Source organism: Nocardia sp. GCM10030253 (assembly GCF_042675075.1).
GTDB lineage: Bacteria > Actinomycetota > Actinomycetes > Mycobacteriales > Mycobacteriaceae > Nocardia.
In genome coordinates this window covers 235,365-256,055 of sequence record NZ_JBHTDL010000010.1, presented here as the reverse complement: position 1 = coordinate 256,055, position 20,691 = coordinate 235,365, and the positions used below count along the sequence as shown (strand labels likewise).

Annotated in this window: 23 protein-coding genes; 16 read left to right on the top strand and 7 right to left on the bottom strand. The window is 66.4% G+C overall.

Annotated features, from left to right (window positions below; all coding sequences use genetic code 11):
- Positions 1-66: 66 nt before the first annotated feature.
- From dprA to ACFQZZ_RS23845, 7 genes are all read left to right on the top strand, one after another.
- Complete coding sequence (gene dprA, locus ACFQZZ_RS23875) at positions 67-1,185, top strand: DNA-processing protein DprA (RefSeq protein ID WP_378685112.1); 1,119 nt, start codon at positions 67-69, stop codon at positions 1,183-1,185.
- A gap of 133 nt (positions 1,186-1,318) precedes the next feature.
- The gene (locus ACFQZZ_RS23870) at positions 1,319-2,242 is read left to right on the top strand and encodes a tyrosine recombinase XerC (protein WP_378684777.1); all 924 of its coding nucleotides are present in this window, start codon (positions 1,319-1,321) and stop codon (positions 2,240-2,242) included.
- A gap of 199 nt (positions 2,243-2,441) precedes the next feature.
- Positions 2,442-3,173: an acetoacetate decarboxylase family protein gene (locus ACFQZZ_RS23865; RefSeq protein ID WP_378684774.1), complete on the top strand. Its 732-nt coding sequence runs from the start codon at positions 2,442-2,444 to the stop codon at positions 3,171-3,173.
- Positions 3,174-3,303: 130 nt separating this feature from the next.
- Positions 3,304-3,636 carry a hypothetical protein gene (locus tag ACFQZZ_RS23860; protein ID WP_378684771.1) on the top strand — a complete coding sequence of 111 codons (333 nt, stop codon included), beginning with the start codon at positions 3,304-3,306 and terminating at the stop codon, positions 3,634-3,636.
- A complete protein-coding gene (locus tag ACFQZZ_RS23855) occupies positions 3,633-3,998 on the top strand; it encodes a YidH family protein (protein WP_378684769.1) in 366 nt (121 codons plus the stop codon). The genes ACFQZZ_RS23860 and ACFQZZ_RS23855 overlap by 4 nt, the downstream gene beginning before the upstream one ends.
- Positions 3,995-4,303, top strand: coding sequence for a DUF202 domain-containing protein (locus tag ACFQZZ_RS23850; RefSeq protein ID WP_378684766.1), 309 nt, complete (start codon positions 3,995-3,997; stop codon positions 4,301-4,303). The genes ACFQZZ_RS23855 and ACFQZZ_RS23850 overlap by 4 nt, the downstream gene beginning before the upstream one ends.
- A gap of 46 nt (positions 4,304-4,349) precedes the next feature.
- Complete coding sequence (locus tag ACFQZZ_RS23845) at positions 4,350-6,251, top strand: alkyl/aryl-sulfatase (RefSeq protein ID WP_378684764.1); 1,902 nt, start codon at positions 4,350-4,352, stop codon at positions 6,249-6,251.
- Positions 6,252-6,343: 92 nt separating this feature from the next.
- Here ACFQZZ_RS23845 and ACFQZZ_RS23840 read toward each other — a convergent pair whose 3' ends face one another.
- Together ACFQZZ_RS23840 and ACFQZZ_RS23835 are read right to left on the bottom strand one after the other, a co-directional pair.
- Positions 6,344-6,874, bottom strand: coding sequence for a DUF1990 family protein (locus tag ACFQZZ_RS23840; protein WP_378684761.1), 531 nt, complete (start codon positions 6,872-6,874; stop codon positions 6,344-6,346).
- 81 nt (positions 6,875-6,955) lie between these two features.
- Positions 6,956-7,468, bottom strand: a complete 513-nt coding sequence (locus ACFQZZ_RS23835) for a M23 family metallopeptidase (RefSeq protein WP_378684758.1) — start codon at positions 7,466-7,468, stop codon at positions 6,956-6,958.
- A gap of 836 nt (positions 7,469-8,304) precedes the next feature.
- Between ACFQZZ_RS23835 and rpsB the strand changes: the two genes are divergently transcribed.
- The 6 genes from rpsB (at position 8,305) to ACFQZZ_RS23805 (ending at position 13,788) form a co-directional block, all read left to right on the top strand.
- A complete protein-coding gene (rpsB, locus tag ACFQZZ_RS23830; protein WP_378684755.1) occupies positions 8,305-9,177 on the top strand; it encodes a 30S ribosomal protein S2 in 873 nt (290 codons plus the stop codon).
- Between the two features lie 104 nt (positions 9,178-9,281).
- A complete protein-coding gene (tsf, locus tag ACFQZZ_RS23825; RefSeq protein WP_378684752.1) occupies positions 9,282-10,106 on the top strand; it encodes a translation elongation factor Ts in 825 nt (274 codons plus the stop codon).
- Between the two features lie 216 nt (positions 10,107-10,322).
- Positions 10,323-11,051 (top strand): UMP kinase, encoded by a 729-nt coding sequence (gene pyrH / locus ACFQZZ_RS23820; RefSeq protein WP_378684750.1) that lies wholly within the window; start codon positions 10,323-10,325, stop codon positions 11,049-11,051.
- A 50-nt stretch (positions 11,052-11,101) separates the two neighbouring features.
- Entirely contained in the window at positions 11,102-11,659 is a 558-nt protein-coding gene (gene frr, locus ACFQZZ_RS23815; protein WP_378684747.1) for a ribosome recycling factor, read from the top strand.
- A gap of 217 nt (positions 11,660-11,876) precedes the next feature.
- Positions 11,877-12,767, top strand: coding sequence for a phosphatidate cytidylyltransferase (locus tag ACFQZZ_RS23810; RefSeq protein WP_378685109.1), 891 nt, complete (start codon positions 11,877-11,879; stop codon positions 12,765-12,767).
- 61 nt (positions 12,768-12,828) lie between these two features.
- Positions 12,829-13,788 (top strand): hypothetical protein, encoded by a 960-nt coding sequence (locus ACFQZZ_RS23805; RefSeq protein WP_378684745.1) that lies wholly within the window; start codon positions 12,829-12,831, stop codon positions 13,786-13,788.
- A gap of 3 nt (positions 13,789-13,791) precedes the next feature.
- On the opposite strand, the gene ACFQZZ_RS23800 is transcribed toward ACFQZZ_RS23805, so the two are convergent.
- A complete protein-coding gene (locus tag ACFQZZ_RS23800; protein ID WP_378684742.1) occupies positions 13,792-14,130 on the bottom strand; it encodes a lipopolysaccharide assembly LapA domain-containing protein in 339 nt (112 codons plus the stop codon).
- A 193-nt stretch (positions 14,131-14,323) separates the two neighbouring features.
- Between ACFQZZ_RS23800 and rlmN the strand changes: the two genes are divergently transcribed.
- The gene (gene rlmN / locus ACFQZZ_RS23795) at positions 14,324-15,433 is read left to right on the top strand and encodes a 23S rRNA (adenine(2503)-C(2))-methyltransferase RlmN (RefSeq protein WP_378684740.1); all 1,110 of its coding nucleotides are present in this window, start codon (positions 14,324-14,326) and stop codon (positions 15,431-15,433) included.
- Between the two features lie 55 nt (positions 15,434-15,488).
- On the opposite strand, the gene ACFQZZ_RS23790 is transcribed toward rlmN, so the two are convergent.
- The 3 genes from ACFQZZ_RS23790 to ACFQZZ_RS23780 are packed head-to-tail and all read right to left on the bottom strand — an operon-like array spanning position 15,489 to position 17,616.
- Positions 15,489-16,142 (bottom strand): GntR family transcriptional regulator, encoded by a 654-nt coding sequence (locus ACFQZZ_RS23790; RefSeq protein ID WP_378684737.1) that lies wholly within the window; start codon positions 16,140-16,142, stop codon positions 15,489-15,491.
- Positions 16,129-16,860: a maleate cis-trans isomerase gene (locus ACFQZZ_RS23785; protein ID WP_378684734.1), complete on the bottom strand. Its 732-nt coding sequence runs from the start codon at positions 16,858-16,860 to the stop codon at positions 16,129-16,131. Before ACFQZZ_RS23785 ends, ACFQZZ_RS23790 begins: the two co-directional genes overlap by 14 nt.
- A 15-nt stretch (positions 16,861-16,875) precedes the next feature.
- Positions 16,876-17,616 carry an Asp/Glu/hydantoin racemase gene (locus ACFQZZ_RS23780; RefSeq protein WP_378684731.1) on the bottom strand — a complete coding sequence of 247 codons (741 nt, stop codon included), beginning with the start codon at positions 17,614-17,616 and terminating at the stop codon, positions 16,876-16,878.
- A gap of 86 nt (positions 17,617-17,702) precedes the next feature.
- On the opposite strand from ACFQZZ_RS23780, the gene ACFQZZ_RS23775 reads away from it, so the two are divergent.
- Positions 17,703-18,668, top strand: a complete 966-nt coding sequence (locus ACFQZZ_RS23775) for a D-2-hydroxyacid dehydrogenase (protein ID WP_378684729.1) — start codon at positions 17,703-17,705, stop codon at positions 18,666-18,668.
- Between the two features lie 12 nt (positions 18,669-18,680).
- A complete protein-coding gene (locus ACFQZZ_RS23770) occupies positions 18,681-20,081 on the top strand; it encodes an amidase (RefSeq protein WP_378684727.1) in 1,401 nt (466 codons plus the stop codon).
- Between the two features lie 34 nt (positions 20,082-20,115).
- Here ACFQZZ_RS23770 and ACFQZZ_RS23765 read toward each other — a convergent pair whose 3' ends face one another.
- Positions 20,116-20,610 (bottom strand): DUF3830 family protein, encoded by a 495-nt coding sequence (locus ACFQZZ_RS23765; RefSeq protein WP_378684724.1) that lies wholly within the window; start codon positions 20,608-20,610, stop codon positions 20,116-20,118.
- Between the last annotated feature and the right edge of the window lie 81 nt (positions 20,611-20,691).

Here is a 20,691-nt window from a genome sequence, read left to right as displayed (position 1 = left end):
GTTGGTGGGGGCGTGGCGTGGGGCGGGGGCGCGAGCGCTGGTGTGGGTGAGGTCGAGGAGCGGAGGTTGGCGTGGGCTTATCTGTCTCGGGTTGTCCAAGGGCCGTGTGCGGCGCTGTCGGCGCTGATCGAGTCGGTGGGGGTGGTGGAGGCCGCGCATGCCGTGCGGGAGTGTGTGCTGCCGGAATCATTGCGTGGTCCTACCCAGCAGCGGCGCGGAATTGACAGTGCGGCGAGAGATCTCGAGGTGATGGCGCGGATCGGAGGGCGATTGGTGACACCTGATGATCCGGAGTGGCCTGCCTGGCGGATGTTGGGGTTGAGTCAGCTCGAGCCGGGGCGTGACCGGGATGGTGCGGTGCCGCTGGCGTTGTGGGTGCGTGGTCGGCGCTCGCTGTTGGAGTCGAGCGAGCGGGCGCTGGCGGTGGTCGGTGCTCGATGCAGTAGCGGGTATGGCGATCGCGTTACCGGGGAAATCGTCGGCGACCTTGCGGCCCAGGGGTGGACGATTGTCTCGGGGGCGGCATTCGGGATCGATGGAATGGCGCATCGGGCAGCGCTGGCGGTCGATGGTCCGACCATCGCGGTGCTCGCCTGTGGAGTCGATCGGGCTTACCCGGCTCAGCACGCCCGTCTCCTCGCGGAGATCGCCGACCGCGGACTGGTCGTCAGCGAATACCCACCCGGCACGGTCGCGCACAAGCACCAGTTCTTGGCTCGCAATCGTCTGATCGCCGCCTTGGCCGACGGGGTCCTTGTGGTGGAAGCGGGGCTGCGCAGCGGCTCCCGCAATACCGCGAAATGGGCTCGGCGCCTCGGCCGCCCGGCACTGGCTGTCCCCGGCCCGGTCACCTCCGCTGCTTCGGTCGGCTGCCATCGAATGATCCGAGAAGGAGAAGCCTTGCTCGTCACCTGCGCGGAGGAGGTGATCGACGAGGCCGGCCCGCTGCGCCTGTCGCTACCGACCCATCAGAAATCCAACCCGGGAGACCACCTGTCCGGCGACGAATCCGCGGTCTTCGCCGCCTTGCCGAAAATTGGCTCCCGCCTGCCCCGAGACCTTGCCGAGCAATCCGGTCTGGCACTGGCCATGGTCCGTGCCGTCCTCCCCGCGCTGGAACTGTCCGGGCTGGCCGGCATGGATGAAAACGGCTGGTACCGAATCGAACAGTCGACAAAATCATGAGGGGTCCGGCGGCCGCGAAACACAACTTTCTCAGCGGTGGGCCATGGGCTGCGAGAACGCCACGCGGGTTCACCCGTCCGAGCGTCGGCGTGCTGGCTTGCTAATCGCCACGCGGCCGGTGACGGTAGTGGGTATGGAGGAGTTGCCGGAGGATCTCGAGGCGTTGCTGGGGGAGTATGGGCGGCACTTGCGGCTCGGGCGGAACCGGTCGGCGCATACCGTGCGCGCATATCTCGGCGATGCGCGATCGCTGCTGACGCATCTGTATGCGCGGTCGGCGGATTCGGCTGTTCGGGAACTGGATCTGGCGCTGCTGCGGTCCTGGCTTGCGCAACAGGCGAGCGCTGGTGTTGCGCGCACGACGATGGCGCGGCGAGCGTCGTCGGCGCGGACGTTCACGGCGTGGCTGACCAGCACCGGCAGGTTGGTAAACGATCCCGGGCTGCGGCTCGGGTCACCGAAGGCACATCGGGTACTGCCTGCGGTGCTCGGCGCACAGCAGGCAGTCGCGGTTATGGACGCGGCGGAATCCGGTGCGGTGCAACGCGATCCGATGGCTTTACGGGATCGGTTGATCGTGGAACTGTTGTATTCGACCGGGATTCGGGTGAGCGAACTATGCGGACTCGATATCGACGACGTCGATCGGGAGCGGCATCTGGTCAGGGTGCTCGGCAAGGGAAACAAGGAGCGATCGGTGCCGTTCGGCGTACCTGCCGACGAGGCCATCGGTAATTGGCTGCAGCACGGCCGACCCGTGTTGGCCGCTCCGGACTCCGGGCGTGCGCTGCTGCTGGGTCGCCGTGGCAAGCGGCTCGATCAGCGCCAGGCCAGAGCTGTTGTGCACGAGGTGGTTTCGGCGATACCCGGGGCCCCGGACATGGGTCCGCACGGGCTGCGGCACTCGGCGGCTACGCATCTGCTGGAGGGCGGCGCCGACCTGCGGGTGGTGCAGGAACTGCTCGGCCACGCCAGCATGGCGACGACCCAGCTGTACACACACGTGTCCATCGAGCGACTGAAAAAGGTGCACGACCAGGCTCACCCACGTGCGTGAGTCGCCCGCCAGGATCAATAGACAGCCTATTCTGAAACGCGTTCCTGTAGCGGGAAGCCATGTTGTGGGCGGAAATAAGCCGCTATTCTGACACGAGTTCTAGTTTTGGAGGATTCGTGGACGCCGCATCATTCGGTGATCAGCAGCCGGTCGCCGCACGCCGGGGAGCCCGCACCGCCGCGCGCAGGCGGGTGCGCCGATGACCACGCACACCATTCTCGGCAAAGACATCCACATGCCGGTGCGAATCCGGCGTGCGCGCACCTTCATGGCGACCTACCTGGTACCCGCCGAGGCGGCACAGCGTCTCGTCGAGTATTCGGGCCTGGACATCCTGCGCCTGCCCGGCGGCCGCGCCGTCTGCACGCTCGTCTTCGTCGACTACCTGGACGGGGACCTGGGTCCGTACAACGAATTCGGTGTCTCCTTCATGGTCCGCCACCACCGCGCGACGACCACCGCCAAGTTCGGCGACCTGCGTGCCTTGCTGACCGGCGGTGCTGGAGTCTTCATCCACCGGCTCCCGGTCGACGGCGAATTCACCCTCGCGGCCGGTCGCGGCATCTGGGGATTCCCCAAGGAACTCGCCGACTTCACCGTGCACCGCGACGGTGGTTCGCGCCGCGGCGTACTGCACCAAGACCGCAAGTTGGTCGTCGATCTGGCGGTCCGCGCAGGTGTTGCACTGCCTGCGCGGCGCAACACTTCGTCGTCGTTCGACGCCTACTCGCACATTGACGGCGTCACGCGCTGCACACCGTGGCACATGGAACCCTCCGGTATGCGCGCCCGTGCGGGCGGAGCCGACCTGACCCTCGGCGACCATGCGTGGGCTGCCGAACTGAGCTCGCTGGGATTGCCCAAGCGCGCGTTCATGACCTCTGTGGTCGATCAACTCGCCATGACCTTCCAAGACGCCGTGCCCGTGTGAGGCAATGAAACCCATCCCGGGTTCGCTGTCGCACAGCGGGTTCGTGGACGGTCGTCAGGGTGGCGGTTACGCTGACGTTGCGGATTGTTTGCTAACGGCACGAAACCCGACCGGAGATGGAGTGGCGCCCGTGAACCCCGACGATCGGCACCGAACCGCGGAGAGGGCCCGAGAACTGGATGAACATCGCGGATTGGTCGTCGAGATGTGGGGCAGGTTCCGCGCCATGCACGGTCCGCGACACATCTTCGACGGTGCCGCACCCGCAATCGGGTTTCTTCTCGGCTATTCCATCGCCGGCGCCGAGGTCGGTGTTTTCGTCGCGATTCTGATTGCCATCGCGCTCGCCGCGGTCCGTCTGGCGCGGGGCGATTCGGTGCGCGTCGTCGCAGCATCCGCCGTCACCTGGCTGTGGGTCCGCAACACAACGAGTCAGCCGACGAGCCGAGCCGAGGCGGCGTGACGCTCCCGAACCCCGCCGAAGAGTCCAGTGACGGTGAAGAGGAACTCGACTACCGCTTCACCCTCGCCAACGAGCGCACTTTCCTGGCCTGGATACGTACTTCGCTCGGTCTGCTCGCCGGCGGTGTCGCCGTGCACACCCTGGTCCAGCCGTTCCACTTGTCCGGTTTGCGGCGAGCGCTCGCACTGAGCTGCATCCTGCTCGCGGTGATCGTCGCAATCGGTGCGTACTCACACTGGCGGCGCGTCGGCGCGGCGATGCGGCGCGGCGACCCGCTGCCCGCCACCGTCATGGTGCCGATTCTGTCGGCGGGCATCGCACTGGTGTCGGTGCTGGCGTGCGTGGCGGTGCTGCTGCGATGAGTCCGGCAACTCTCGCCGCGGAACGTACCGCGCTGGCATGGCGACGCACTGCGATCGCCGCGATGGTCGTTGCCGCACTGTTTCTCAATCACGCCGCGACCAGTGGCTGGCGGGCGGCGGCGATCGCCCCGATCGCCGCCGCCATCACCCTCGCCGTGCTAGCGGGCATCTGCTACTCGCGCAATCGCAGTCTGCATGAGGGCCGCTTCGGCCACGGAAAACGCGTCGTCGCCGCGACCGTGGTGGCAGTTGTCGCCGTCGCCTGTGTGGCGGCCGCGATCGGTATGGCGGATCCACGACCCTAATGCCTTCCGGCCCAAGCAAATTCGTCTACCACACAGGAGGATGAACATGAGCACAGCGACCGAGCCGAGCGACTTCATCATTGCCGAGCAGCAGCGGGCGGCCGAAGCGCAGCCGTTTGCGGACACCGCCGATCTCGCGGATGTCGATCGCGGGTTCATCGCGGCGCTCGAGCCGGGCGTGGTCACCGCGCCGGATGGAACTGTGGTCTGGGACAACGACTCCTACGGTTTTCTGCGTGAGCCCTGTCCCGCGTCGGTCAACCCGAGCCTGTGGCGGCAGTCCGGGCTGGTCGTCAGGCAGGGCCTGTACGAAGTCACCGAGGGGATCTACCAGATCCGCGGCCTCGACCTTTCGAACATGACGTTGATCGAAGGTGACACCGGCGTGATCGTCATCGATCCGCTGATCTCCGCGGAAACCGCGGCAGCTGGGCTGGCGCTGTACCGCAAACATCGTGGCGACCGCCCGGTGACGGGGCTCATCTACACCCACTCGCACATCGACCACTTCGGCGGCTCGATGGGTGTGACGACCACCGAAGATGTTTCGGCAGGGCGCTGCCCGGTGCTGGCTCCGGCAGGATTCCTGGAACACGCGGTGGCCGAGAATGTCTACGCGGGCACCGCCATGGCGCGTCGGGCGGCCTATATGTACGGCGCCGCGCTGCCCCGGGGCCCGCTCGGGCAGGTAGGCGGCGGGCTCGGCCAGACCACCTCGCTCGGGACTGTGACTTTGATCCCACCGACCGTCGACATCACCGCCACCGGGCAGGAGGAGACGGTCGACGGGGTCCGGATCGTCTTCCAGATCACCCCGGGTACCGAGGCGCCCGCCGAGATGAACTTCTACTTCCCCGACCACCGGGCGTTGTGTATGGCCGAAAACGCCACGCACACCCTGCACAATCTGCTCACCCTGCGCGGTGCGCTGGTACGTGACCCGCACGTGTGGGCCAAGTACCTGACCGAGGCGATCAACCTGTTCGCGCGCGACTCCGATGTGGTGTTCGCCTCGCATCACTGGCCGACCTGGGACACCGAACGAATCGTGGAATTTCTTGCGCTGCAACGTGATCTGTACGGATACCTGCACGATCAGACGTTGCGGCTACTCAACCAGGGCTATGTCGGCAACGAGATCGCCGAAATGATCACGCTGCCACCAGCCATCGAGAACGTGTGGCACACACGCGGGTACTACGGTTCGGTCAGCCACAACATCAAGGCCATCTACCAGCGGTACATGGGCTGGTTCGACGGCAATCCGGCCCATCTGTGGGAGCATCCGCCGGTCGAATCCGCAAAGCGCCATGTGGAATTCATGGGCGGCGTCGACGAGGTGCTGCGCAAAGCGCAGACCTTCTACGATGCGGGCGACTACCGATGGGTGGCGCAGGTGGTCAACTACGTCATCTTCGCCGACCCCACCAACGAGGCCGCGAAAATATTGCAGGCCAGCACCTTCGAGCAACTCGGCTACGGGGCGGAAAACGCCACCTGGCGCAACTTCTACCTCAGTGGCGCCCACGAGTTGCGCAACGGCTCTTTCGGCACCCCGACCAAGACCAACGCCTCGACCATGCTCGCCGCGTTGACCGTCGAGCAGATCTTCGACGCCATGGCATTGCGTGTCGACGGACCCAAAGCATGGAACCAGCGCGTGGTAATCGACTGGCACATCAGCGACGAGACCCGCATCCACCGTCTGGAACTGCGCAACGGTCTGCTGACCCACTACGACCTGCCCAGCGGCGTGACCATGCCCGACCCCGACGCCTCGTTCACCCTGTCGCGCGCAACCCTCATCCGAGTCCTACTGGCGGGCGAGGATTTCGGCGCCGCGGTCGCCGCACGCAACATCGCCTTCGGCGGTGACCCCATCAAGCTCGCCGATCTCGTCGGCGTATTCGACAACCCCGACCCGGACTTCGCCATCGTCACCCCGTGACGGTGCGCCGGCGCCCTCGCATGTCGCTCCAGTAAATCTCTCGACCCGCCAGGTCCCGGTGCGTACGGTCGGCGTTCATGTCCACCGGGCCGCTACCGGTGCGTCTGAACGGTCGTCGGTAGCGCGCTGATGTACCTGCTCGCGATGAAGCGCTGGACGAGTCGCACCATCGGTCCGCCGAGACGCGCGTACCAGGCTGCATTGCGGGAGAACGCGGTAACCAACCCGTACACGGTGTCGTCGGCGGGGTCGTATTCGACTGCGAAGAGTTCCTCGCCGATCTCCGGATGGCCCGGCAACGTGCCATAGGCGAAGCCGCGCCGATCGGGTTCGTCGAGCACGTACACCACCCGGCATGGCGCGGTAATTGCCAAGGGGCCGAAGCCGAGTCGCACCGTCAAGTGGGTGCCCGGCTCGGCGGTCGGTGTACTCGCCTCGTGAAAGATGCCGGGGCCCTTCTGCATTCGATACGCCAGGATCTCCGCGCCCGCGTGCGCGAACAGCGCTCGCCCGTGACCGATCCGACGCCGCAGTCGGAACCGGTGATAACCGTCCGGCAGCGGTCCCTTGGTGGCCCCGACCTCGGAATAGGTGAATGCAGGGTCGCCGAGCACGTGGTCCATAACTCGATCTTCGTCGTCAGAACAGGGGTTCGGAAGGGATTCGTCTGCAAACTCACCGGCTTCAGCGCGGAGGTGCCGGTGTCAACCGCGGGAGACCACAGGCTTGAGCCGCAACGGAGCGGCATGCACCAACCCGAGTGGATCCACATACTCACGCCGATTGCGCCCGCCCGCTTCCCGCCGCGCACCCCAATGCAGGCATGCCGCCGCCGCACAGCCTTCGTGACCGGCCTCCAGCTTCCCGATCCGAGTCCCACGTCCGACCCGACTTCCCGTCGAGACCGCTGCCTCGACCGGCTCATAAGTGGTCCGCAACCCACCGGGGTGGTCGATCGACACCACCGGCTTGTCCGCCACCGTCCCAGCGAACACCACGATCCCGTCTCCGGCCGCCAACACCGCCTGACCGACCGTTCCGACCAGGTCGACGCCGCGATGCCCCGGCAACCAATCGTGCTCCGGCTTGTCGAACCGCCGCTCGACCGACGGCCGAGGCTGCAACGGCCACCCGAACTGCCCGGCCGGAGCGGCCACGGCCGGCCGCTCCGTCACCGCACTCAGCAGGGCGGCCACACCGACGACAACCGACACCATCTGGCACCTACGCCGCCTGCCCACCCTGCCGATGCGGTTCATCGGTCAGTGCGTAGGCAGCGGAAGCGGAACCTGCCGGACAAGCTCCAGCAGCCGGAGCAGATTCCCGACGAGGCGCGGCAGGTCCGCTGCAGAACCCGTTCCACCCCCGCGTGTGGCTCCGGAGAGCCGCGGGTCCAGGCGCAGCAGACCCGGCGATGAGCCAATGCCAGGGATCGACTGCGCCATCGCTCCCGCCGAGCCCGTGACCGTCGCGAGCACTGCCTCCGAACTGCTCGGTGCGGGGCGCGGCGGCAAGGACGCGTGAATGTCCGATGGAACAGGCGCAGCAGGCCCGTAGGCTTCGAGCGGCGCGGCCGTCGCGCTGTGCGCCATGACCAGGGACCCCGCGAACAACAGTGGAATGAACATTGTCATGAAAATGCAGATGCGATTCATTCCTCAACCCTCATCCGGCCGCGCCCTCCGCAGTACCCCCGATTCGCCGATTGTGGACAACATTCGCAACTGTGGACATCGCGCATTTCGCCTGCGTAGCAGCCCCTTCGCAGCTGCTCCATAGCAGCCGATTTAGAACTGGGGCGCCCAAGACGTAGACTGATCGAGCGGTCTGTGCATGCATGGACCGACTTCGCGCGCCACCCCGTGCTTGTTCGCAACGGCGCTGTTCGAACCGAAGCTCATTTCGAGATCGTTCGCGGCAGTGCATGTGCGGAGCAGGGAATCGTCGGCTGGTCCTGAATCTTTGTGGTTCGGGTCCGATGATTCGGAGGCGCCAGGGCAGTAGATCGCCGATCTGCTGCGTCAACCGGCAATGAAAGAGAGATACGAGGGCTATGGCTGTCGTAACTATGAAGCAGCTGCTCGACAGCGGCGCGCACTTCGGACACCAGACCAGGCGCTGGAACCCGAAGATGAAGCGGTTCATCTTCACCGACCGCAACGGCATCTACATCATCGACCTGCAGCAGACGCTGACCTACATCGACAAGGCCTACGAGTTCGTCAAGGAGACCGTCGCCCACGGTGGCACCGTTCTCTTCGTCGGCACCAAGAAGCAGGCCCAGGAGTCGATCGCGGCCGAGGCGACTCGCGTCGGGATGCCTTATGTCAACCAGCGCTGGCTGGGTGGCATGCTCACCAACTTCTCCACCGTGCACAAGCGCCTGCAGCGCCTCAAGGAGCTCGAGGCGATGGAGCAGACCGGTGGCTTCGAGGGTCGCACCAAGAAGGAAATCCTCATGCTCACGCGTGAGATGAACAAGCTGGAGCGCACCCTCGGTGGTATCCGCGACATGGCCAAGGTGCCCTCGGCCATCTGGGTCGTCGACACCAATAAGGAGCACATCGCCGTCGGCGAGGCGCGCAAGCTGAACATCCCGGTCATCGCGATCCTGGACACCAACTGCGATCCCGACCTGGTCGATTACCCGATCCCGGGCAACGACGACGCGATCCGTTCCGCCGCTCTGCTGACCAAGGTCGTCGCCTCCGCGGTGGCCGAGGGCGTGCAGGCGCGGGCAGGTGTCTCCTCCGGTGACGAGAAGCCGGAAGCCGGCGCGGGCGAGCCCCTCGCCGAGTGGGAGCAGGAGCTGCTCGCGCAGGCTGCCCCCGCCGCTGCCGAGGCCGATGCCCCGGCCGAGGTCGAGACCGCTGCCGAAGCCGAGATCGCCGAGGTTCCGCCGACCGCAACTCCGGCCGACTTCTGAGCCTCTCGACGGCTTTTGTTCACCTTGCCGGCCTCTTCCTGTACGGGAGAGGTCGGCAAGGTGGTGTTACCACCCATTGACAACACACAGGAGGATCGCCACCGATGGCGAACTACACCGCCGCTGACGTGAAGCGGCTGCGGGAGCTCACCGGCTCCGGGATGATGGACTGCAAGAACGCGCTGGTCGAGACCGAGGGTGATTTCGACAAGGCCGTCGAGGTGCTGCGCATCAAGGGCGCCAAGGACGTCGGTAAGCGCGCGGAGCGCGCCACCGCCGAGGGCCTGATCGCCGCCAAGGGCGGCGTGCTCGTCGAGATCAACTCCGAGACCGACTTCGTCGCCAAGAACGACGAGTTCCAGGGCCTCGCCGACAAGATCGTGACCGCCGCCGCGGCCGCGAAGCCGGCCGACCTGGACACGCTCAAGGCTCTCGACCTCGGTGGCCAGACCGCCGACGAGGCCCTGCAGGCGCTGGCCGCCAAGATCGGCGAGAAGCTCGAACTGCGTCGCGTCGCTTCCTTCGACGGCCCTGTCGCCACCTACCTGCACAAGCGTGCTACCGACCTGCCGCCCGCTGTCGGCGTGCTGGTCGAGTACTCCGGCGAGGGTGACGCCGCGGCCGACGCCGCGCGTGCCGTCGGCATGCAGGTTGCCGCGCTCAAGGCCAAGTACCTGACCCGCGACGAGGTTCCGGCCGAGGTCGTGGACAACGAGCGTCGCATCGCCGAGGAGACTGCCCGCGAAGAGGGCAAGCCCGAGGCCGCGCTGCCGAAGATCACCGAGGGCCGCGTCAACGGCTTCTTCAAGGATGTCGTGCTGCTCGAGCAGTCGTCGGTCACCGACTCCAAGAAGACCGTGAAGGCCCTGCTGGACGAGGCCGGTGTCACCGTGACCCGCTTCGCCCGCTTCGAGGTCGGTCAGGCCTGATTTACCTTCGAGACCCCTCGCGCTCCTCGTCGGAGTGCGAGGGGTTTCGGCTGTCTGCCCCCTATTCCATGGTCTGACCGGGCGTGCCCGGTGGTTCCGAGGGGGCCTTATGCCACCGCGGAATCCCAATAAGGCAGGATAGGTTCGCTCTACGTTGCCGTCCGGCTGACCTGCTTGCCGTGAGACCGAATCCATCGCCGAAGGAGAAGTACACCCATGACGGACCCGGGGATCGACCGCCCAGGATATCGCCGGGTGCTCCTCAAATTAGGTGGGGAAATGTTCGGCGGCGGCAAAGTGGGGCTCGACCCGGATGTCGTGCAGACGGTCGCCGAGCAGATCGCCGAGGTCGTAGCCTCCGGCGTCCAGGTCGCCGTGGTGATCGGCGGCGGCAACTTCTTCCGTGGTGCCGAGCTCGAGGAGCGCGGCATGGAGCGAGCCCGCTCGGATTACATGGGCATGCTGGGCACGGTGATGAACAGCCTTGCGCTGCAAGACTTTCTGCAGCAGCAGGGCGTCGATACCCGGGTGCAGACCGCGATCACCATGGGCCAGGTCGCCGAGCCGTACCTGCCGCTGCGGGCCAAGCGGCACCTGGAGAAGGGCCGCGTGGTCATCTTCGGCGCCGGGATGGGCATGCCGTATTTCTCCACCGACACCACCGCCGCCCAGCGTGCGCTGGAGATCGGCGCCGAGGTGGTGCTGATGGCGAAAGCGGTCGACGGAGTGTTCACCGCTGACCCGCGGGTGGACACGAGTGCCACCATGTATACCGAGATCACCCATAAAGAAGTCATCGAACGCGATCTGAAGGTCGCGGACGCGACGGCCTTCAGCTTGTGTATGGACAACCAGATGCCCATCCTGGTGTTCAATTTATTGACGAAGGGCAATATTGCCCGGGCGGTCGCCGGTGAGAAGATCGGCACATTGGTTCGGTCCTGACCCCGCGACCTGCGGATCATGACGCTGACGACGCTGTGGAGGAAACGGTCGTGATTGATGAAGCGCTCTTCGATGCCGAGGAGAAAATGGAGAAGGCTGTCTCGGTTGCGAAGGACGATCTCGGATCCATCCGGACCGGTCGCGCGAATCCGGGCATGTTCTCCCGGATCGTCGTCGACTACTACGGATCGCTGACCCCGATCACCCAGATGTCGAGCATCACGGTGCCGGAGCCCCGGATGGTGGTGATCAAGCCCTATGAGCAGGCGCAGATGGGCCCGATCGAGACCGCGATCCGTAATTCCGATCTCGGGGTGAACCCGACCAACAACGGCGACATCATTCGCATCTCGATCCCGCAGCTCACCGAGGAGCGTCGCCGGGAACTGGTCAAGCAGGCCAAGAGCAAGGGTGAAGACGCCAAGGTGTCGATCCGAAATGTCCGCCGCAAGGCCATGGACGAACTGTCGCGCATCCAGAAGGATGGCGAGGCGGGTGAGGATGAGGTCGGGCGCGCCGAAAAGGAGCTCGACAAGACCACCGCGAGGTACGTCGGCCAGATCGACGAGCTGGTCAAGCACAAGGAATCTGAACTGCTCGAGGTCTGACGCCCTCGGCGCATGCCGATGTCATCGGACACAGTCGAGGGCCCGCCCGGGCGGGGGACGAACGGAACGACGAGTGAGCGACGGGACAATCGTGGCCGACAACGCCGCCGCGACCGGTGCGGCCGCAACGCCGCCGCCGGCCAACGGCACACCTGATGCGACGCACGGGGATGCGCGTGACGCCGCGACTACCGAACATGCCTCCGATGGCGCGACCATCGATCAGGGCGATGCCGTGACGACCGCGGGCCCGGCCGACGCGACTCCGGAGAATGTCCCCGCGGCACCGAAGTCGCGGGCAGGGCGGAACCTGCCCGCCGCGTTGGCCGTCGGATTCGGCCTCGGCCTGTCGCTCGTCGCGATCCTGCTCTTCGTGCCGAAGGTGTTCATCGGTGTCGCGGCCGCCGGGGTCGGTGTCGCCACCTGGGAGGTCGCCAAGCGGCTGCGCGAGGCCGACGTGCTTGTCCCGAGGATTCCGCTCATCGTCGGCGGCCAGGCGGTGTTCTGGCTCGGCTGGCCATGGGGCGCGAGCGGTGTCGCAGGCGCCTTCGCCGGCACGGCGCTGGTTTGCATGGTGTGGCGCCTTTTCGATCACGGACTGCAAACCGCGCCGCGAAACTTCTTGCGGGACACCGCGATCACAATCTTCACGCTGGCTTGGATTCCGTTGCTCGCGTCTTTCGCCACCCTGTTGCTGCTGGAGCCGGACGGCAACCTGCGGGTGCTGACCTTCATGATCCTGGTCGTCTGTTCCGACGTCGGTGGCTACGTGGCGGGCGTGCTGTTCGGCCGTCACCCGATGGTGCCCTCGATCAGCCCGAAGAAGTCGTGGGAAGGCTTCGGCGGCTCCCTGGTCTTCAGCGTCATCGGCGGCCTGCTGACCGTCACCCTGCTGCTGGACGCCAATTCGATGATCGGCGTGGTGCTCGGCGTCGGCCTTGTTCTTGTCGCGACGGTCGGCGACCTCATCGAATCCCAGATCAAACGGGAACTGGGCATCAAAGACATGGGAACGCTGCTGCCCGGCCACGGCGGCATCATGGACCGTCTCGATTCGATGCTGCCCTCGGCCTTCGTTTCCTGGCTGGTGCTTTCCACTCTCATCTGACGCAGTCGACGCGCGTGCGCCCGGAGCTTCCGGATACGCTCGGCGCGTTGATGATCTTCGGATGAGAGTGGCTGTAGTGGGATTGTTTCGTGATGTGCCCCAGCGTGATTCGGCGGAAATGCCGCGTGACGCCGCGTTCGGGTTCTTGTCGGAGGGCGAGGGCAGTCGGCTGAGGGCGACGGTGTATCGCGCCTTCGCCGAACGAGGCTATGAGGTCACGGTTTTCGGCACGCACGTCACCGATGACTCGGGAAACGAGTTCGGTCTCTTCAACATCGCGGCCGCGTGCCACAACGCCACCGCAGGTCCCGAGGTGTGGTCCGAGCTGATCGAGCGCCACGTCGAACTCGTCCTGCGCAGCATCGACTCGACGGACGAGCGGGCCTCGATGCCGACCGACGAGCTGTGGTCCCTGCTGTACCCCAAGATGGTGGGCGACGATCAGCTGAATACCGGCGGCGACGAATACAGCTATGCCCCCGAGCTGTCGCCCGGACTGCACGCGGCGCTCGCGCTGGATATGCCCGACAGCGTCCACACGTTGCCATGGCAGTCGCTGACCGACATCGGTGATCTGGAGCAGGTGCGGGCGCGGGCGATGGACAACCTGCGCGCGCTGCCGATCGACCAGCACGATGTCATCGAGGATGAGGACGGCACGCAATTCGATGTTGTCGTCGGCGACTCGTATCTGACCGCATCCTGGGCGCTACTGCTCGACGAACTGGTAGCGAAGGTCGGCGGTGCGCCGCTCGGCGACGACGGCGCGCTGCTGGCGGTACCGTTCCGGCACCTGGTCGCTTTCCACGCGATCGAGGGGCCGCGGCTGATCCCGTCGCTGAACGCGATGGCCGGATTCGCAGCCGCCGAATACGCCGATCAGCCCGGCTCGATCAGCCCCTACGTGTTCTGGTGGCGCCGTGGTCGGTGGACCCAGCTCACCCGAATCGACGACGAGGGTTTGGCCATCGTCGTCGACGAGGAGTTCCATGAGGTGCTCGAGCGCATGGTCGGCGAATAGCCGTCAGGCGCGCTTGGCGACCCGCCTGAGCTGCACAATGCGGACCCCGCCGACAAGTGCCATCACCAGGGCACCCGCGATCGCCGACAGCAGCACCAGGATGCCGACCGGCAGCGAGAAGTCCCAGAACAGCATTTCCACTCGTTGTTGTTCGAGGTTCTGCAGGATGAAGACCAGCACCAGAATGCCGATCAGTGCCGCGACGATGAGGCCGATCCAGGTGTATCCGGTCCGGGATTTCTCCAAGGTCCTGGCGACGGGCTTCGGCGGCGTGGGAGGGACAACAGGTTCTGTCGGCCGACCGAGCGGCGGTTCGGACGACTCCTCAGCGTGGCTCGTCATGGTCCGATCATTGCCGATCGCCATGGCCCGCGCACGCATTTGAGCGCGGGGGATCCGCATGTCGCCGGATCGGAATCCGGCTGTCTTCCGGCACGGTCATCCGATCCCCGAACAGTGACCTTCGTCGCGTCGGACGTCGTCATGGTCACCTCCGGTCGGCAGCGCGCCCAAGGGATGGGACACTGGAGAAACTATGACCGTCTCCCTGCCGCTTGTCTTCGATGCTCCGCGCCGTGGTATGCCCCCTCGGCACCTCGCCGACCTCGACGCTGACGGGCGCCGCGCGGCGATCGAGGAGCTCGGCCTGCCCAAGTTCCGAGCCGATCAAGTCGCCAGGCAGTACTACGGACGGCTGCAGGCCGACCCGGAGCAGATGACGGATCTGCCCGCTCCGGTGCGCGAAAAAATCGGCGAAGCACTGTTCCCGCCGCTGATGTCGGTCGTCAAACACGTGGCATGCGACGCGGGCGAGACGCGAAAGACGTTGTGGCGAGCCGGGGATGGCACCCTGCTGGAGAGCGTGCTCATGCGCTACCCGGACCGCGCCACTCTCTGTATCTCGAGCCAAGCAGGCTGCGGCATGGCCTGCCCGTTCTGCGCGACCGGCCAGGGCGGCCTCAATCGCAACCTGTCCACCGCCGAGATCGTCGACCAGGTGCGCGCCGCGGCCGCGGCCATGCGCGACGGCGAGGTCGCGGGCGGACCCGGCCGGCTCTCCAACATCGTCTTCATGGGCATGGGTGAACCGCTGGCCAACTACAAGCGCGTAGTCGCCGCCGTCCGCCGCATCACCTCACCCGCTCCCGACGGCTTCGGCATCTCCCAGCGCAACGTCGTGGTCTCCACCGTCGGCCTGGCCCCCGCCATCCGCAAGCTCGCCGACGAAAACCTTTCGGTAACCCTCGCCGTCTCCCTGCACACCCCCGACGACGAACTCCGCGACACCCTGGTCCCGGTGAACAACCGCTGGCCGGTGTCCGAGGTCCTCGATGCCGCCCGCTACTACGCCGACAAGAGCGGCCGCCGCGTCTCCATCGAGTACGCCCTCATCCGCGACATCAACGACCAGCCGTGGCGTGCGGACATGCTCGGGCAGAAGTTGCACAAGGCGCTCGGGTCGCGTGTGCACGTCAACGTGATCCCGCTGAACCCGACTCCTGGCAGCAAGTGGGACGCCAGCCCCAAACCCGTTGAGCAGGAATTCGTTCGGCGCGTCAACGCCCAGGGCGTCCCCTGCACCGTCCGTGACACTCGCGGCCAAGAAATCGCCGCGGCTTGCGGGCAGTTGGCTGCGGAAGGCTAGGACCTTCCGGCCGGTTCTCGCACCGGTGTACTGACCGATCGGTTCCGCTGGTGTGTCAGCGGCGTAGCCGCTGAACCGCATCGTCCATGTGCTCGACCAGTAGGGTGCGGGCACGGGATGCCGGTCCGGCTCCGATTGCCTCCCGCAGCTCGACGTGTTCTTGGGCTTGCTCGCGCAGGTCCGGATAGGTTGTCTGCAAGGCGCCCAAGCACATTCGGGTTTCGATCAGCAGCGTGCGGGCCGCGCGCACCAGTCGCGGGCTGCCCGCACTGTCGACCAGGGCCTCGTGGAAGGCTTGGTCGGCGTCGGATACCCCGACGGCGTCGCCGCTTTCGGCGCGTGCGCACATATCGGTCACGCTGGGGCCCAGGGCGGTGTAGGCGACGTCCCTGCGGCCGTCGAGGATGAGCGCGAGCGCTCCGCCCTCGATGGCGGTCCTGGCCCGATAGATGTCGACGACGTCGTCGATGGTCAGTTCGATGACGAAGATGCCGCGATTGCGGATGGCGTACAGCAGACCCTCGGAGAGCAGTCGCTGCATCGCCTCGCGCACCGGACCACGTGACACCCCGAACCGCGCCGCGAGGTCGGCTTCCCCGAGCTGGGCGCCTGGCGCGAGATTGCCTCGCATAATGGCCGCTCGCAGCCGGTCGGCGATCATCTCCGCGGTCGACTGCTGGTTCACCGGCTCGAAATCAACGAGCGACATATGTGTGCCTTTCCGAGAAGAGAGTGCCAAGAGCCGTGGCTGCCGCAGCGCCGCCGGCCAGTCGCAGGCCCTCCCAGATGGTGACCTGATTGGCGGTCAGCACCGTCTTGCCCAGGGCTGCCTCCAATTCCGTGAGCACCGCAATGGTGTGCATGGCGGTGTCGGGAATCAGCAGCGCCTGCGCGTCCGGGTGATCGTTGGTCACCGCCAACTCGCGCACCTGCGCGGGGGTCAGGGTTCCGACCTCGGCGGCGGTGTCGATGCCCGCGCTCGACAGCGAGACCACCTGAATTCCGGCATCGGCCAGGAACTCAACGAACAGTCGTGCGACCTCATCGGGGTAGCTGGCGGCGACGGCGACGCGGCGCACGCCGAGCGCGTGCGCGGCCGCGACGAAGGCGAGGCTGGTGCTGGACGCCGATACGCCCGCGGCCGCAGACAGCGCGCGCGCCTGGTCACGGGCGCCCTGCGGTCCGTACACGAAACTGCCTGAGGTGCAGGCCCAAACGACCGCGGCGGGCCGTTGTGTCGCGAGCAGTTCGGCGCCGTGGCGCAGCTTGTCCGGGCTGCCCAGATCGAGCAGTTCGGGGATGGCGTGCAGATCGGTGCCATAGATGTGGGCCACCGGAAGCCGTGCGTCGAGGATCGCCGCGGCCAGCGGGTAGTCGTCCTCGGCCGCGTGGTCGGGGTAGATGAAACCGACGGTGGGTGCCTGCATGTGCTGTTCTTCCGGTCAGAAAACGTTGAGTAGCCACTTTCCCGGACCCGTCATCGGCAGCTTCATCCGACCCAGGCAGGCCCACATGGTGAGCTGGTTCGCGGTGAGTACGGGCTTGCCGAGGGCTTGTTCGAGTGGCTCGATGACGTCGTAGGTGGGCAGGTTGGTGCAGCTGACGAAAATTGCTTGGGCGCGAGGGTCATCGGCGCCGACGATGCGTTCGGCGATGGTGCGGTAGTTGACCTTCCAGATGCCGCCGCCCAATCCGAGGTGGTCGGAACGGATTACGGTGCAGCCGGCCTCGGCGAGGAAGTCGTGCAGCTTGTGCGTGAGGATCTCGTCGTAGGGAGTGATCACCGAGACTCTGCTGATGTCCAGATGCCGAATCGCCTCCACGAGCGCACCGGAGGTGGTGACGGCATCTTGCGCCCCGGCCAGGCAGATCGTGTCGCGCAGTGACTTCTCGTACGCCAACCCCCTGATGAAACTGCCCGAGGTGCACAGGTAGGCGACCACTTCCGGCTCCACATGCAGCACGTCGCGGGTCGCCGCGGTCAGGTGCGCGGCATTGGATACCAGTTCGGCCATTGCCAGTGAAACCGGGACCGGCTCGTAGGGTGTGCGGGCGAGGTGCAGGCTGACGTCCAGGGGCGCCCAGCGCCACAGTTCGCGTTCGAGCGCGAGGTCGAACGGTGCGATGATCCCGATACCCCGCTGTGCGACGGGCCCTTCGATATCGGGAATGCTCAGATGCAATGCGGCCCCTCTCGCGCTCAGCCGGATAGACCTCCGAGAACGATCGGATTGTTGACAATCATACGATGCGATTTTAGTGTGTCAATGTGGAACAGGGCCCGATTGTCACCGTCCTGCACAGTGACATTGTGCCCGGCGCGGATCTTATGGCCCCGGTGGCCGGTCGGGCCGAAGTGCGCTACACCGAAGCGCCCGGGCTCGCCGACGCGGTGCGTGGTGCCGACGTCTTGTTCGTCTACGACTTCTCGACTCGCGCGGTTCCTGGCGCGTGGCACGCGGCCGATCGGCTGAGCTGGCTGCACATGGGGTCGACCGGAGTGGATCCGGTGATGTTCCCCGAGCTACGGGAAAGCGAAGTGATGGTCACCAACACACGCGGCGTATTCGACACGGCCATCGCGGAATACGTGCTGGGCCAGATCCTCGGTTTCGCCAAGGATCTGGCCGGATCGCTGCACCTGCAACAACAGCACGAATGGCGCCATCGTGAGTCCGAGCGGATCGCGGGCGCCAGCGTCCTGATTGTCGGAACCGGCACGATCGGCCGCGCCATCGCTCGGCTGCTGCGCGCGGCCGGAATGACCGTGCGCGCAGTGGGCAGACAGGCGCGCGTGACCGATCCCGATTTCGGCGCCGTCGGCACCGATCTGCATGCCGAGCTGCCCGCGGCCGACTATGTCGTTGCGGTCGCGCCGTTGACGCCGCAGACCCGGAAAATGTTCGATGCCAGGGCATTCGCCGCGATGAAACCGCATGCCAGGTTTGTCAATGTCGGTCGCGGGGAACTCGTTGTAACCGACGACCTCGTCGCCGCGCTCAGTACGGGATCGATCGCCGCAGCGGCACTCGATGTGGTGGATCCGGAGCCGCTGCCGGCGCTGCACCCGCTGTGGGATCTGCCGAATGTCCGTATCACTCCACACAATTCGGGTGACTTCATCGGCTGGCGAACCGAGATCGTCAGAGCGTTCACCGAGAACTTCGACAAATGGATCGCCGGCCGGCCATTGGACAACGTGGTCGACAAGGAGCTGGGCTACGTTCCCGGCTGAAGGAGCGCAGGCATGAGCTACCCCGACATCAACAGCGCCACTCAACCGGATGCGATGAGCGCCGTCGAGTTGGTCTCGGCCTACGCGGCCGGAGCCCTCTCGCCGGTCGAGGCGACCGAAGCGATCCTGGAGGCGATCGCGACCCGTGACGGCGAGTTGAACGCCTTCTGCCTGGTCGATCCCGATCGTGCGCTGGTGCAGGCCAAGGATTCGGAGGCGCGCTGGCATTCCGGCTACGCCCGTGGGCTGCTCGACGGTGTACCGATTTCGATCAAGGACATCTTCCTGACCGAGGGCTGGCCGACCCGCCGCGGGTCCACCGCAGTCGATCCGAGCGGTCCCTGGCTGGTGGACAGCCCGGTCGCGGCCCGGCTGCGCGAGGACGGCATGGTGTTTCTCGGGAAGACGACGACGCCCGAGATCGCCTGGAAGGCGGTCACCGACAGCCCGCTGACCGGTATCACCCGCAACCCGGCCGATCCGGCGACGACGGCAGGCGGCTCCTCCGGCGGCAGTGCCGCCGCGGTGGCGGCAGGCATGGGCCCGGTGTCGGTCGGCACCGACGGTGGCGGCAGCATCCGCATTCCGGCCGCATTCTGCGGCATCGTGGGCTTCAAACCGACGCACGGCAGGGTTCCGCTGTACCCGGCGAGCCCATTCGGTCCACTGGCGCACGCGGGGCCGATGACCAGGACAGTCGAGGATGCGGCGCTGCTGATGGACATCCTGTCGCTGCCCGATCCGCGCGACCCGACCGCGCTGCCGCCCACGGTGACGACCTTCCGCGGCCAGATGCTGCGCGACGTGCGCGGGCTCACCGTCGCCTACTCGCCGACCCTCGGTTATGCCGAGGTCGATCCGGAGGTCGCCGCGATCGTGGACGCGGCGGTGCGGCAGTTGGCCGAGGCCGAGCTGCGGGTCATCGCGGCCGACCCGGGCTTCGGCGACCCGCGCGAGGCATTCGAACTGCTGTGGGCCGCCGGTGCGGCGACCATGCTGGCGAAGTTCCCGGACGGCGCGCGCGAACAAGTGGACCCGGGCCTGCGCGCGGTCTGGGAACGTGGCGAATCCGTCGGTGCCGTCGACTATCTCGACGCGCGCGATGTAGCCGCCCAACTCGGTATCACCATGGGCGCGTTCCACGCCACCTACGACGTGCTGATCACCCCGACGATGCCGATCACCGCATTCGAGGCGGGCCGCGATGTCCCACCAGGCAGCGGGCTGGACGGGTGGCCGCAGTGGACACCGTTCACCTACCCGTTCAACCTCACCCAGCAACCCGCGATCAGCATCCCCGCGGGCACCACTCGCGCGGGGCTGCCGGTCGGCCTGCAAATTATCGGGCCGCGCCACTCCGACGATCTGATCCTCGCCGTCGCGCGCTACGCCGAGCAGGTGTTGGCTGCCTGACCGCTGGGATCGGATCGTAGGAGCCCGCAGGCGATTACGCGCGGGCGAACGCCAGGGTTTCGCCCTGGACGCCGTGTAGCCAGAGGGTGTTGCAGGCAGTCGCGATGTCGGTCAGGCCGACTTCGATGGTGGCGAAGACATTGCCGGGAACCCAGCCCATATCGCCATTGATGAGTAGGTTGTTGCGGCCGTAGAAGAGAGCCAGATCGGTGGCGCCCTGGTCGTGGTGCGCCGTCGAGCCCGGCTCGTAGCCGTAGGCCGGGTTGCCGATCTCCCACGGTTCGAAATCGAACAGGCACACATCGCCGGGGATGGGGGTGACGGTCGGGTTCTCCCGATGCGGGGCCGCGCCGATCCGTGGCACGAGGGTGTACACCTCGTTGCGGGCGTACTTGGCGTGGAAAGCATCGCCCTCCTGCGGCAGCGCGTCCCACACCGCGTCGCACGTTCGGGGTGCTTCCGCGTCCAGTAGTCGGGCGCGGCAGGTCACGCCTGCCTTCGTCAGCGTGATGGTGATGTAGCGGGCCATCGGTCCTGCTTCCTGGTCATCGCTCCGAGGTGAGCTCGGCGGGTAGGGGAGGGGCAGTCGCTAGCTGATCTTTTCGAGCGA

What these genes read in the sequence shown, in the direction of transcription:
- ACFQZZ_RS23865 (WP_378684774.1), top strand. Translation starts at nt 2,442, where the DNA reads ATGACCACGCACACCATTCTCGGCAAAGACATCCACATGCCGGTGCGA.
- ACFQZZ_RS23850 (WP_378684766.1), top strand. Translation starts at nt 3,995, where the DNA reads ATGAGTCCGGCAACTCTCGCCGCGGAACGTACCGCGCTGGCATGGCGA.
- ACFQZZ_RS23800 (WP_378684742.1), bottom strand. Translation starts at nt 14,130, where the DNA reads ATGACGAGCCACGCTGAGGAGTCGTCCGAACCGCCGCTCGGTCGGCCG.
- ACFQZZ_RS23805 (WP_378684745.1), top strand. Translation starts at nt 12,829, where the DNA reads ATGAGAGTGGCTGTAGTGGGATTGTTTCGTGATGTGCCCCAGCGTGAT.
- rlmN (WP_378684740.1), top strand. Translation starts at nt 14,324, where the DNA reads ATGACCGTCTCCCTGCCGCTTGTCTTCGATGCTCCGCGCCGTGGTATG.
- tsf (WP_378684752.1), top strand. Translation starts at nt 9,282, where the DNA reads ATGGCGAACTACACCGCCGCTGACGTGAAGCGGCTGCGGGAGCTCACC.
- ACFQZZ_RS23845 (WP_378684764.1), top strand. Translation starts at nt 4,350, where the DNA reads ATGAGCACAGCGACCGAGCCGAGCGACTTCATCATTGCCGAGCAGCAG.
- ACFQZZ_RS23765 (WP_378684724.1), bottom strand. Translation starts at nt 20,610, where the DNA reads ATGGCCCGCTACATCACCATCACGCTGACGAAGGCAGGCGTGACCTGC.
- ACFQZZ_RS23790 (WP_378684737.1), bottom strand. Translation starts at nt 16,142, where the DNA reads ATGTCGCTCGTTGATTTCGAGCCGGTGAACCAGCAGTCGACCGCGGAG.
- pyrH (WP_378684750.1), top strand. Translation starts at nt 10,323, where the DNA reads ATGACGGACCCGGGGATCGACCGCCCAGGATATCGCCGGGTGCTCCTC.
- ACFQZZ_RS23785 (WP_378684734.1), bottom strand. Translation starts at nt 16,860, where the DNA reads ATGCAGGCACCCACCGTCGGTTTCATCTACCCCGACCACGCGGCCGAG.
- ACFQZZ_RS23840 (WP_378684761.1), bottom strand. Translation starts at nt 6,874, where the DNA reads ATGGACCACGTGCTCGGCGACCCTGCATTCACCTATTCCGAGGTCGGG.
- ACFQZZ_RS23870 (WP_378684777.1), top strand. Translation starts at nt 1,319, where the DNA reads ATGGAGGAGTTGCCGGAGGATCTCGAGGCGTTGCTGGGGGAGTATGGG.
- rpsB (WP_378684755.1), top strand. Translation starts at nt 8,305, where the DNA reads ATGGCTGTCGTAACTATGAAGCAGCTGCTCGACAGCGGCGCGCACTTC.
- ACFQZZ_RS23835 (WP_378684758.1), bottom strand. Translation starts at nt 7,468, where the DNA reads ATGGTGTCGGTTGTCGTCGGTGTGGCCGCCCTGCTGAGTGCGGTGACG.
- ACFQZZ_RS23770 (WP_378684727.1), top strand. Translation starts at nt 18,681, where the DNA reads ATGAGCTACCCCGACATCAACAGCGCCACTCAACCGGATGCGATGAGC.